At 56.3% G+C, this 12,742-nt stretch carries 11 protein-coding genes; 3 read left to right on the top strand and 8 right to left on the bottom strand.

Translation table 11 applies throughout. From position 1 onward, the window contains the following. Positions 1–64: 64 nt before the first annotated feature. The 8 genes from JNB71_RS21975 to JNB71_RS22010 form a co-directional block, all read right to left on the bottom strand. Positions 65–457: a hypothetical protein gene (locus JNB71_RS21975; RefSeq protein WP_220373903.1), complete on the bottom strand. Its 393-nt coding sequence runs from the start codon at positions 455–457 to the stop codon at positions 65–67. A 285-nt stretch (positions 458–742) separates the two neighbouring features. Next, entirely contained in the window at positions 743–1,285 is a 543-nt protein-coding gene (locus JNB71_RS21980; RefSeq protein WP_431029575.1) for an RES family NAD+ phosphorylase, read from the bottom strand. Further along, complete coding sequence (locus tag JNB71_RS21985; protein ID WP_018329139.1) at positions 1,251–1,622, bottom strand: antitoxin Xre/MbcA/ParS toxin-binding domain-containing protein; 372 nt, start codon at positions 1,620–1,622, stop codon at positions 1,251–1,253. The genes JNB71_RS21980 and JNB71_RS21985 overlap by 35 nt, the downstream gene beginning before the upstream one ends. 225 nt (positions 1,623–1,847) lie before the next feature. Continuing rightward, on the bottom strand, positions 1,848–2,633 hold the full coding sequence (locus JNB71_RS21990; protein ID WP_223215953.1) for an ABC transporter permease: 786 nt from the start codon (positions 2,631–2,633) through the stop codon (positions 1,848–1,850). A 30-nt stretch (positions 2,634–2,663) separates the two neighbouring features. After that, positions 2,664–3,971: a hypothetical protein gene (locus JNB71_RS21995; RefSeq protein ID WP_220373905.1), complete on the bottom strand. Its 1,308-nt coding sequence runs from the start codon at positions 3,969–3,971 to the stop codon at positions 2,664–2,666. 153 nt (positions 3,972–4,124) lie between these two features. Further along, positions 4,125–5,324 (bottom strand): polysaccharide biosynthesis/export family protein, encoded by a 1,200-nt coding sequence (locus tag JNB71_RS22000; RefSeq protein WP_220373906.1) that lies wholly within the window; start codon positions 5,322–5,324, stop codon positions 4,125–4,127. Between the two features lie 114 nt (positions 5,325–5,438). Continuing rightward, positions 5,439–6,497 carry a polysaccharide pyruvyl transferase family protein gene (locus tag JNB71_RS22005; protein WP_220373907.1) on the bottom strand — a complete coding sequence of 353 codons (1,059 nt, stop codon included), beginning with the start codon at positions 6,495–6,497 and terminating at the stop codon, positions 5,439–5,441. Between the two features lie 2 nt (positions 6,498–6,499). Further along, complete coding sequence (locus tag JNB71_RS22010) at positions 6,500–7,573, bottom strand: polysaccharide pyruvyl transferase family protein (RefSeq protein ID WP_220373908.1); 1,074 nt, start codon at positions 7,571–7,573, stop codon at positions 6,500–6,502. Positions 7,574–7,824: 251 nt separating this feature from the next. On the opposite strand from JNB71_RS22010, the gene JNB71_RS22015 reads away from it, so the two are divergent. From JNB71_RS22015 to JNB71_RS22025, 3 genes are all read left to right on the top strand, one after another. Further along, positions 7,825–8,967, top strand: coding sequence for a glycosyltransferase family 4 protein (locus JNB71_RS22015; RefSeq protein WP_220373909.1), 1,143 nt, complete (start codon positions 7,825–7,827; stop codon positions 8,965–8,967). Then, positions 8,964–9,680, top strand: coding sequence for a hypothetical protein (locus JNB71_RS22020; RefSeq protein WP_220373910.1), 717 nt, complete (start codon positions 8,964–8,966; stop codon positions 9,678–9,680). The genes JNB71_RS22015 and JNB71_RS22020 overlap by 4 nt, the downstream gene beginning before the upstream one ends. 210 nt (positions 9,681–9,890) lie before the next feature. Then, the gene (locus JNB71_RS22025; protein WP_220373911.1) at positions 9,891–12,635 is read left to right on the top strand and encodes a glycosyltransferase family 2 protein; all 2,745 of its coding nucleotides are present in this window, start codon (positions 9,891–9,893) and stop codon (positions 12,633–12,635) included. Positions 12,636–12,742 lie beyond the last annotated feature (107 nt).

Consider the following 12,742-nt stretch of genomic DNA (forward strand, 5'->3'; position numbering starts at 1 on the left):
GTGTTACTTGGAGGGGATTTGGCCGTGCGCCCCTGGCGCGTGGTTTGGTAGTGTTGTCCGAACGTCAACCGTCGATCCGCTCGGAGCGCAGCCTTTCTAGCCGACGAATAAAGGCTTTAATATCGCTGCCGGTCCGGCGCAATTCTCGCTTGCGGATCAGTACGGACATGACACGTGCTGCAGTCGAAAAGGTCATTTCATCAAGGGGGCTGTCGCTGTTCCAGGGTTTGGTCAACCGCTCGGTAATGGCACTCACCATATTGTTTGGCAGAATATCGGTGCAATCACGCATGTGATCGAACACAACCGCGATCGGAACCGGAACGCCCTGATGGTACACCTTCGGAGCTTCTTCGCTTTCGACCCAATCGTCGTAAGCGTCCAGTGCATCGCGGAACAGCTGGTGGAGCGTGATCGGCGCATGTCCTTCATGAAGTTGCGGTAACAGGTTCTTCATCTGCACATCCTCACATCGTTGCAAACTACGGTGGTGGATGCCGACGCAAATCGGCCCAACGGCAACGCATGAACGAAATGGATTGTTCCGGACAGTTGCGAAAAAACGCGCCTTTCTGCAGGCACCTCGAATTCCATCCGCAGGAATTCGCGTTTTTCAGCTCGTCTACCGCGCCAGCGACCGCGCGCCGGAATCCTCGCCGACGCTGCATTTGAACTTTTACATTCGTTCCGGTGCCTTCAGGCACTGTTTTCGCGCGTCCGCCTCTCCGCCATGCGGGGATTCCTACATCCACGAGGCCGGTGTCTTCGGCAGCCTGCTGTCGGGATCGACCACATCAAGGCGCGGTGCGCCATTTGTGTTCCACCGCCAGAGCGCCACGCAGGTTCCGCCCGGTGACATGAAGGAAGGGTAGACCACACCGTCGAAATCCTGCTTGATCAGCCGTTCGCGCAGCCGATGGGTCTCGGGCACCTCACCCTTGTCGAGATCCATGCGCCATTCGCACCGATGAATATCTGCTGCCGTGTCGAGCTTTGTGAGCGTCGCCTCATCGGTAAGGTCGGCCAGTCTGGCGCCTTTGAGCTCTAACTGCGCGATCAATGCCGGATGCTGGACAAAGCCCTGATTGTATTCCGCCCACGCCGTCGAAAGTTCGCGCGCCGCATAGATCGTCGGCGCGCCCATGGGGTTCCAGCGTCCGCCGAACCGGGCCGCGCCCTCGCCCGACAATGGCGCAAAGGCCCATTGCGGCACGAAGGCGCGCCAGAGGGTCAGCTTACCCGCGTCTTTATCAGGCATAGACGCCGGAACGCACCGCCTCGAGATAGGCCAGCACCTTGTCCGACTTGCCCTCGCTCACCAGATCAAAGGCCGTCTTGCCCGCCCAGCCGGGGATCGGCTGATGCTTGAACCAGATTGTCGCGCGGTTCTCGTCGCCGGCCATTTCGCTTGCCATGGCAAGGATGCGCACGACATGGCTCAAGGCGTGGTCCACCTTGCGCGCGCCGGATTTCGCCGTCAGCGTGTTGCGGGCAACGCCGATCAGCCGGGCAAGCTCGGACAGCGTGACGCCGAGCTGTTTCGCGACCCTATCCGCCGACAGGAACGGTGATTGCCCGTCCCCGAACCGGGTTGCCGTCGTATCCAAGCTCAAGGCCGTCATGGCACATTTCCTAGCACATTTTGATTAAGACAGCATCAAAATATGCTCAAACTGCGCGCCTTTCAAGTGATGCCGCTCGTCGAGATCCCAGAAACGGGGCTGGCCGCGCTCCAAGCGTAGGTTTGCACAGGCCTCCATTCATTTGATGGGGCGCCAAGTGTGAGAGGTCCAAGCGCCGAACGCGGAGGTGAAGACGAGCCACTCACGGCCCTTGAAGGCTGCCGGCTAATGAGCCCGATGATTTCGCAGGGCGCGCTCTAACGCCAAACCCAACATCAGTACAGCGAAGGTCCATCCGAGCATATAGTTCATGGACATCAAATGGGTCGGATACGTCGAAAAAAACGCTGTCCGAAACAGGGCGACGAAGTGCATGATCGGGTTGTAAGCCAGAATTTCCCTGGCCTGCGGCGGCATGTATTCGGGAATGAAAAAGACCCCGCTGAAAAATATCTGAATGCGTGAAAAAATCCCAAAACAGAATTTCCATAGTGGAAACAGGTAAGTCAGGAACGAATTTATAAGTCCTATGCCAAAGGAAAACAACGTGAGCATTGCCAGGAACTGCACGATCGGAAAAGGATTATACGGTACTGCGAAGCGCGAAAGATCCAATACGCCAATCATTGCGAAGAAAGCGACAAAAGCAACGGTAAACGACAGAAACTCTACGAAACTCCGCGCGATTGAGTAATCGAGCGCCTCAACGAACGGGATACTTGTGACTGCCTTGGACGCCTCGAGCGCCGATGCGGCTTTGACACTGATGGCCCGAAAGAAAAGAATGGGAAAAATGCCCGTGGCTATAAACAGCAGCAGACTATCACCGATAATCAGGTGTCGACCGAGATATGTGAAGATGATCCAGTGCCCTACGATAAAAAAAAGGGCCTCCAGCAGGTCAAACAACTGCGTGAAAGCGTGCTTGCTGTTGCGCAATCTGACTTCGCGAATCGTAAGCGCACTTACGATTCTCATCTGCCTCGACAAGCCGAGCGCCAATGCATTCATGGAAGGATCATCTCCGCCAGCTCAATTCGATCAAGTATGGTCGCGGACACTATAATAGACGAGCGTCGAGACCACCCAGATGCCGAACGCTGACAAGAAAACCAGCAGCGTATCAACAAAGGTGCGTGGATAGGATGCGATCTGGGGCAACCCCGGCTGAACATAGGTGGCGAGATAGGTCTGGTTGTTGTTGGCCCGCATACGGGCATTTTCATAGTTTGTGAGAGACGATTCGTAGAGTTTTGCCGCGATTTCGAGATCCGTCTGCAATTGATCGTATCTGGCGACACGTTGCGCGTCGTCCAAGGTGCCCGGCTTCGAGGCATCGGCATCGGTGATCTGCGATTGCAGGAGATCGATCTGTTCTTGCGCTGCGGAAATCTGGTTCTTCAGCACAGTGAGACGCGGAGAGGTCGGATCCATATAGCTCGAAAGCGCGGAATACTGCGCCTTCAGCGTCGACAATTCGCCCCGCAACTGGTTGTTCAGTAGCATCTTGCCTTCGGCTTCCTTACGAACGTCGATACTCTTTTGGCCGGATCTCAGATCGGTTTCGCGCTGGCGAACTTCCTTCAGCCGTGCCTCGGCGCGGTCCAGTTCGTTCTTGGCGAAAGCCATCTGGCTCTGGCGCGCTTTTTCGGAAATGTCGTTGACAAGCTTTTCGCAGAGCGCCCGCAGGGCCGAGGAAATTCTCAGCGCGTCTTGCGGGGAAAACGCCGTGACCTCAATCGTATTGATGCCGGTCATGATATCGTAGCTCGTCGAGACCCGCTTGCGCCAATAATCCACCAGACGCTCGAGGGATACGTCTCCCGAGAGACGCGAGAACCGGTCGGTGCCCTCCCTCGTATAGATTTCGCGCAGGCCGACGCTCGTTTCCAGTGCCTCTACAGCATCACGGCTGAGCGCGTAGTCGGCGACAATGTAGCTGTTCGACATCGCCAAGGCAGTGTCTGCGGCAACCGTTGAGGAAGACGAAGTCGATAAAACGGCTCCATCCGTCGGCCGGACGGAGAAACGGAACTCGGACATATACTGGGGCGAGGCCACGAACACGAAATAAAGGAGACCGATAATCGTGGGCAGAGCGACCATCAGCAAAAACGAAATCCACGTTCCGGACAAGCCGCCCTTCGCTTTGGCAACCATGTCCGTCACCCGTCCCGACCGATACGTGACAGTCGTCTTGCGGCGGGACGGGTTGGGAAGGATAGCGGGTGCCGATGCCGGCTGCTGGCGGACCGGCCGAACTTCATCGAGCCGCAACACCAATGCGCCTGTGTCATCTGGGCGGGCCTTTGATTTCTCCAGCTTCGCCGGCCGGTTCGTATCCTTCAAGGTTGTCTCCTGAACTTGGCGCGATCATCGACGCGAGGGAAGCCTCATAACACAGTTCCGCCACTGGGAAAAGCGCAGCGAACCCGAGCCAGCAGCGTTAGGCGCTTTAACTTGAACAAGTTGGCAGTTTTGGGATGGACCGTCTCCTAAGCGCTAGTTGCCCAAATCTGTCAGCGTGTTAGAAACAGATGCGGCCTGAGCGATCGGCGCAGCGGTCGAGCTGACAAGCGAGGCGAATTTGCGAACCTCGGCAAGGGACGAGTTCGCTATATAGATGAGGTCACGATTACGCATGCTGAAACCCTTCAGCAGGAAGAAGCCGCTCGGATCCGTCAGGTCGACCTGATAAATCACGTTTGCCGTCGGTCCATAGACGGAGAAATTCTTGCCCGGTACCAATTGCCGCAGCAATTCCGCCGATTCCGCCCGATAGATGAAGACGCCCTTTGCGTTCGCCCGCTCGTCATTCAAACCGCCGACCTTCGCCAGCGCCTGGTTGAGATAGAGTTGGGATTCATCGAACTGGATCGACGCATTGGCAATTGACGCGCCAAAAACCGTAAAGCTCCTAGGCTGGCGGATGAGCGCAACAACGTCATCGGGCTGAACATAAATGTTTTCATTCGGATCAGAGATCAGGCGCTCCATCGGAATGGTTTCGGTTCGGCGTCCCCGTGTAATCTGAACTGAGAGTTGATGCGACTCGATGCGCGGCCCACCAGCCATGGCGATGACATCGAGCAGCTTTTCACCGCGAGGAGAGAGCGGAATTCGCCCGCTGCTTGCGACTTCGCCCGTCACCGTTACCGTGTTGGATACGTTCTTGACGACGCTGACGAGAACCTGCGGCTGGACCGCCATACGAACCAGCGCCTGCTCGATCGACTCCTTGACCTGTTCCGGCGTCCGGTTTGCAGCCTTGATGATGCCTGCATAAGGAACTGAGATCGTCCCGGCTTCCGAAACCGGCTGTTCAGGTATCTGCGTTCCGCCGCCGCGACCAGCACTTGAGAACAGCCCGTCTGGCGATGCTTCCCAGATGGAAATAATCACCGTATCGCCGACGCCGATCAACGCCGAGCTGCGCTTCTTTACGTTTCCAAGCGACGTTGCAAGCTGCCTGTCAAAGCCCTGAGCTAGAAGGGAAATGACATCTGGCGTCACCTTAATGAGCGTATAGGGCGCATACTGTTCCTTGGCTTCCGCCTGAATCTTGTTTGCGCTTGGGCCCGAACTCGGCATGGTGCAGGACGACAGGGCGACACAAGCGGCAGCAACAAAAAGTTTGGCGGATTTATCCAAGAACTGCATGAGAACCCTGTACGCCGGGCTTTCTCGCAAGCCCTTATTCATAAATCAAATTCCGGTGCCGCATTGGATATAGCAACACCAACGAGTAGACAATGACATCAAAGCCGCACCTCACGAAAACAACAGTTTTGAGTTAAAGGCGGCGTATCGGCGCCATCAATAGCGGTTTCCGTGCAACACCTCCTCGGAACACCGCCAGACCTTGTCCTTGAAGCGAACCGCGCGAGGCAGAGGAAACGCATTGAACAACGCCTCTCCGGTGTAGCTCATCGGCTGCCAGTGATTGTCGATGAACGCCATTGCCTTTTCCCAATCCGTTTCCAGGTGAAGCGGGTGAAGATAACTCAAGACCGAATCCCGATCGGCGCCGCCGTAGAAATCGATCATGCGATGATCGATCAACCGCGATCCGTCGATGGGCAAGAACCCGGACGCTCCATGGTTGGTTGAGAACCATGCGCAGGGGATGTTGTACGTCTCAGCAATGACCAAACCGTGAAGACTGGTGGAAAGAATGCGTCGGCAGGAGACAATCTCCCGGATCTTTTCACGCATGCCGGCGATATCGGCACCGGTATAGGTATTGATTATCTTGATGTTCTGGGAGAGCTCCGGCGGAATCCTGTAGCGCTGAAGGTTCTTGCGCACCGATGCGCGTGCTGTAGCCTCGTCCAGCTCGGAAATGTGCACGATCACGCCGAGCTCGAATTCCTTCTTGAGATCGCTGAATGGGAAGACGCGCGGCAAAAACCAGACCGGATCGCCGAAAACGTCGGGGACATCGACGCCGAGCTTCCTCAATCCGGCAGCCGTCTGCTTCCCCCGCACGGCATGAACAACCAATTCGGTATTGCCCGGAACGCGATAGTCGCCGACGGCACCCGTCGGTCCTCGCTTCAAATCGAAGCCAGTGCCCCAGACGTGGACCTTCGCCCCATGCTGGGCATGACCGATGGTCCCGACCGCCGTCATTCTCTCGTTGTCGTGATTGAAGGCAGCCGGTTCTATCTTCAAACCGGAAATGGCCGACACCATGACTGCGCTCAAGGCGTCGCCCAGGTTCGCATCAGGATGCTGCGCTGTGGTCCAGACCCAGGAGAGACGAATACGCTCGTCTTTCGTTGCATTGTCCTTCGAAATAACGCCCGCTGCAGGCGACGCGACGTTGCGGCGAAACAGCCGTCTTGCAGCTTCCAGACCCACCGATACCACCATTTCTATCGTGCTCGCCGCAAAATGCGCGAGAGCAGGCCCTTCTTGGCAAATGTAGCCAGCCCCGTTTCTCTTTTTGTCGGAACGGAACGGATCAACGGATGATCGAAGGCACTGCCCGTCACGCCTTTGTCCAACATCGCCAAAGGGAGGGGGAACGATTCAATGAGCGGATCTTCAGAGAGATATTTCGGCTGCCAGACATCGTCGATGGTGCGGATCAGAGCATCCCAATTGGTTTCTTCGGCCCGCGGCTGGTACCAGACATCGAGATGATCCTGCCCCAGGCCGCGGTAGAGATCGACGAATCGCAGATCCAGCCCCTCCTCGCTCGTCAGATCGATGCGCCCCAGCCCCGATGTTTTCGACCTGGGCGAGAAGTAGAGGCAGGGAATGCCATAGGACTCGGCAAACACCATTCCATGCAGGCTTGTAGAGACAATTCGCTTGCAGGCCAAAATTTCATCGAGCCGCTCTCTCAGGGCTGCGATTGAAACCGGTGTTACCGTATTGATCAACTTGACCGCTCGACGATCCTCGACCGCAATATCGTGGCGCCTTGAATCGGCTTTTGGATGCGCATCGTATTCGCGGTCCGCCAGTTCCGATAAATGAAGAATGACGCCTAGTTCATAGGTCTTCTTCTTCGGCGCCGCGTGGAAGCGGGGCAGCAGCCACAGGGGGTCGCCATAGACAGCCGGACCGGTCGCGTCCGGCGCCAGGATTCGCCGGCTAAACGGCCCGCGTGTGGCATAGGTGTGGATCTTGGTATCGGCCGGCCTGGCGTAGGCCACTTTTGGCTGTTCCGTTTGATTCGGGTTCGCGTTCGGCGATGTTCCCGTTCCCCAAAACGATACATTGCCACCCGAAAACATATGACCAATCGTGCCGACCGCCGCAAGTCGCACCGTCTCCGACTTGGACGCGGTATGCTCGACCGGCAACCCGGACATCATCGACACGATGACGGGGGACAAGGCGTCACCCAGATTGAGATAATTCTGACCACTGTTGGTCGTGACCCAGGAAAGGGGGATCGATTTTCTGGAGCGAACGATTTCAAGAAGTTCTTGCGACAATTTTCACCATTTTCGGCTTTTCCGGATGGAACTGGGACGTTGATATTCCCGCAGAATGCACGGCCGTTTCAGTTGCGGCGGCGTATACCATATCGATTTAATGTGCGAAAGTGGCGCTTATGAGAGGAAGAAAACGAGTGGTGGTGAGTCACGTCATCCGTTTCCAACCGTTTGCAAAATGGCTGTTTCTAGACTTGTAGGCATCGATGTATCGTCTTTCAATGAGGTCCCTTTCCATCGAAACACCTCGAGTGCTTTTTGACATTTCACGTCTCGTCCGCAGTTACGACCAACCCTTTGCCACCGGCGTGGACCGAATCGACCTGGCGATCGGACTGGACTTGATGGAGCGATTTGGATCTCGCTGTTATTTCGTACATGCCGGCCCTCACGGCATCTGCATCCTGCCGCAGGACCTTGGCAATGCAGTTCTCCAACGCCTGCAGCATATGTGGAACGGCAATTCATCGTCATTGGAAACTGTGGAGCGGCTGACCAAGCTGCGACTCAAGTATGAGCCACATGTGCGCAGCCGCTTCCTTCGCGAAGATGATAAAATCGTGTCGACCCAGACCACCTATGTCGTGGCTTCGCATTCGGGCGTGGGAAAGGTAAGCGGGGGGATGAGTCGCCTCGATCCGCTTCGGAAGATGCAGCGGCTTATTTACATTCACGATCTGATCCCGCTCGAGTATCCGGAGTATCAACGGCCGGCCACGAAGCAGCAGTTTACAAGCTTTCTGAAAGAGTTGACCGATGCGCCTGTGATTGCCGTCAGCAATTCGAACGACACCGATCGGCGCGTCAAGAAGTATGCGGCAGAGAATGCCTGGCAGCTGGCTGCGACCGACGTGATCGTTCCGACGCTGGATTTCAAAAAGACACCGGCCACGCCTTTGACGCCACGCGTCAGCGCATTCCTGCAGGGCAGCAGTCCCTATTTTGTCATTCTCGGCACGATCGAACCTCGAAAAAACCATCTTCTGTTGCTGCAGATTTGGCGTGAACTGTCTCAGTTAAGAAACCCACCGCGCCTCTGCATTATTGGAAAGCGAGGCTGGGAAAATGAGAACGTGGTGGACATGTTGGAACGTTGCCCGGCTATAACGGAGACGGTCTTCGAATTCGCGGAACTTTCCGATTTTGAAGTTCAGAGAATGCTGCAAGGCGCAACCGCACTTCTATTCCCGTCCTTTGCCGAGGGGCTCGGAATTCCCATGTTGGAGGCGGCGGCGCTCGGCGTTCCATGCATCGCGTCCGACATTCCGGTGTTCCGGGAAATCGCGCCTCCGCGCACCACCTTTTTGAATCCTCTGGACGGAACCGGCTGGCTGGCCGAGATCGTTTCGCGTACGGGCGATATGTACACTCAGCAAATGAAAGACCAACCTTGACCATCAGTTTCACCAATGTTCACAAGACGCTGCGCCGGAAAACGCTGCGCACCAAGATACTCGAGGGCGCGGACGCGGAATTTGCCGGTGACCGACTGATCGGTATTCTGGCACCGCCTGGCAGCGGCAAGACGACGCTCGCTCGCCTGATGACGGGTAAATTGCGGGCCGACAGCGGCCGGGTACGGCGCTCGTCGATGGTTTCTTTCCCCGTGGCCTCTGGCGGGATTTTCAACGGTGCCCTGACAGGTAGAGAAAATCTGGCCTTCCTTTGTCGAGTGTTCGGTTTCGATCCCATTCCCATCATCCGCTTTGTCGTGGATTTCACCGAGATCGGAAAAAACATCGACAAGCCGTTCAACAGCTTGAATCGCGACGAGCGCACAAAACTCCAGTTCACATCCTGCTACGCCATTCCGTTCGAAACCTATATCGTCGACGAAAGCGTGATCGGCGGACGCGGTTCGTTTCGGGCCCGATGCGAGGAGCTTGTCCTCGAGAGAATGCAGTCCGCCGGCTTCCTGATCCTGTCGTCATCTCCCGCCGTGATCAGAAAATACTGTAGCGACGTTTTCGTCATCAACAGGTTCAAGATATTGGAAATGGCCTCGGTCGATGAGGCGGCATCATTGCTCGGCGCCGACCGCCTGCGCGATGGCAGCGGCGAACTCGATCAAGTCGGCGAGCTGGAAGAAAGCCAAACCTTGGAATAGCAGGCTAGCCTTCCGATCAGCGTGAAGAGATTGCTTTATTCAAACTCCTTGGGGCGTGTAGCGGCAGAATGAAGTACGGCGGTCGTTGCGCTTTGAAAAACGCCATCTCAATGATGAAGCGAATTCTGCCCCGTGATGCCCATAAGATTCGGTAACCGAATCACCGTGAACCGCTTAAGGCCATCATCGCAACTGACGAAGCATTTACAAATGAGTTTGAACCAAGACATGTGGGCAACCATCGTTGACCAGGCGGATCACCTTCGCGATCGTCGGCAATGGCTGGAGGCCGCTGCATTGTACGGCAGCGCTTTAGAGCAGAACCAATCTTCCGGGCCCATGTGGACGCAATACGCTCATATGTTGAAAGAAGGCGGCCTGTTCGACGAAGCCGTCAGCGCCTATGAATCTGCCGTGCTTTGCGATGGTACGGCTTCCGATCCGCGGCTCCACCTTGCGCATCTTCTGAAGCGCCTTGGCCGAAGTGCGGAAGCGCTTCAAGCCTTTCAAGAGTTGCATGCACTGCCCAACGCGCCACACGTCGAACAAGAAATAGCTGGTCTTACCATTCAACTGATGCAACCCGACCAGAAGGCGCCGGCTTTCTTTGCCACTCCCGTAGACCGGCCTGGCTTTGAAGCATGCATATTTGGTTTTAAGCGTCTGCAGCGGGTTGAAGCGAAGCGTAGAGAGGAAATTGCTGAGCGAAACCGCAACAACAGGCCGCGCGCTACAGTTCGCAGTTCACCGTTCAGCGCGTTTCGCCGTCTTGTCCAGGGACGGGTCATACCAACGCGCCTCGATCCGAAGGCTAATCTTGTAATCCGCGATGGTCGCTACGTTGCGACAACTGTAAATCCGCAGTTTGCGGTGCTTGGCGATGGCCATTTCCTGCAGCCCGGGTGGTTTGAGGTGGAAGTCCTTCTTTCCGGAGATCCTTCCATCACCTTCAATCCCGTTCTCTATATTGAGCATCGGCATGAATGGGCCGAGTTTTCGACCCTCTGGCTGAAACCGCTGGGTGGAGGGCGGTTTGGCGCGACCGGCTTCATCCAAAATCCCGTATTTCGCGTGCGGCTGGATCCGGCCAATCGCGAGGGCGCTTTCGACGTCAGGAGTTTCGAACTCCGACAGAGCAGCATGGCAAGAGCCCTTTGCCAAGCGTACCGCCAAAATCGGCGGGCGACGCAAAAGGCATTTCGGGTGATGATGAGGCATAGGAATGCACAGCGTCTCGCCCTGGATATTGCCGATGCCCTGCATTACTCCGGTCCTGATCGCTATCAGACCTGGATCGCTGTGCACGATACGCCGAGCAGCGAACGAATTGCCGTCGAAAGGGAAACTGTCCTTGGCTGGCCGAGCCAGCCTCTGATTTCGCTGATCGTCGATGCCGCAGACTGTTCCCCAGCGGAGCTGGAAACCACAATTTCGTCATTGCGTGATCAAAGCTACGACCGTTGGCAGTTGCATCTTGTGGTACCTTCCGCTGTTTGGAAAGAAAGGCAATTCTCGCCGATGAACCGCGGCGGAAACGATACGCGTGTGATCGCGCAGCGGCGGGATGACCAGGCTGCGGCTGAAGGATTGCTAAGCAATTGCAACGGTGACTTCGTCATCTTTGTCCCGGCGGGGGATATTCTGGCACCCTCGGCGCTCTATGATATAGCCCGATGTGCGATAACGGAACCGAAGGTCCGGCTCATCTACAGCGATGAGGATTCCATCGATGCGGGCGCGCGGCATTCACCGCTCTTCAAGCCGGATTGGGATCCCGACTATTTTTTCGCTTCGAATTATCTCGGCCGGTTTGTGGCTTTTGATGCGGCCCTCCTCGCAACATGCTGCCGGCCGCAGCTAAAACTTGGCGATTTCGATGCCCACGAAGTGATTTTACGCGCTGCTGAAGTTCTGCAACCGGCCGAGATCGCCCATATACCCCGCATCCTTTACCATCGACGTAGACCGCACTCTGGAAACGACCAAAATATTCTGCCTGACCCAATGACCCCTCGGCGACGCCAGGCGCTGAGCGCCAGTCTGAAGCGCCGCAGCAAAAACGCGACTGTCGTGGAGGAAAAGGGCGGGCTCGCCAGGGTGATCTGGCCCCTGCCGAGCCCGGCGCCGCTGGTGACGCTCATCATCCCAACTCGCGACTACCTGCCTCTTCTCAAGGAATGCATTGAGTCTCTTCTGAATAAGACGAGGTATCCCGCTTTCGAAATCATCGTTGTGGACAATGACAGCGTAGAGCCCGACACGCTACGCTACTTCGATGAGTTGAACGCGAAGGATAATATTCGTGTTCTCAGCGTGCCGGGTCCCTTTAATTTTTCGAGGTTGAACAATCTCGCAGTCCAGCAGGCCAAGGGGAGTGTCATTGGCCTCGTGAACAACGATATCGTTGCGACCGACAGCGGCTGGCTCGCGGAAATGGTGTCGCAAGCCACTCGGCCGGAAGTCGGGGCGGTGGGCGCTAAACTGCTGTACAGGACCGGACAGGTTCAGCATGCGGGAGTTGTCTGCGGAATTGGCATGGTCGCGGGACATCCCCATAAATTCCGCCCTGGCGACGATCCAGGTTACATGGGGCGGTTGGCGGTAACGCAATCCTTTTCGGCGGTTACGGCGGCATGCCTGGTCGTTGAAAAAGCAAAATACCAACAGGTCGGCGGACTTGATGCCGAAAATTTGCAGGTTGCATTCAACGACGTGGATTTCTGCTTGAAACTCACATCGTTAGGCTATCGCAACATCTATACGCCATATGCGTCACTGATTCACCTCGAAAGTGTAACGCGCGGCCTTGATACCTCGCCGGAAAAAGCCCGACGCTATGAAGTTGAGGCGCAGTTCATGCTGAGAAAATGGGGCAACCGAATTCACAGCGACCCTTTTTACAACGTCAATCTTACATCCGACCGGGAAGATTTTACGATTAAAGACATGGGATGATGAGCGGTACTGGTGTAGGCTAGCGGCAGCCGCCCGCTGCCACCGCATCGGACGTCAATCAACGCAGTACACGGCAACGCGCGGACCTGCAGGTTTTCAAGCCTCGG

The sequence above is a fragment of the Rhizobium herbae genome (assembly GCF_019511375.1).
GTDB classification, from domain to species: domain Bacteria; phylum Pseudomonadota; class Alphaproteobacteria; order Rhizobiales; family Rhizobiaceae; genus Pararhizobium; species Pararhizobium herbae_A.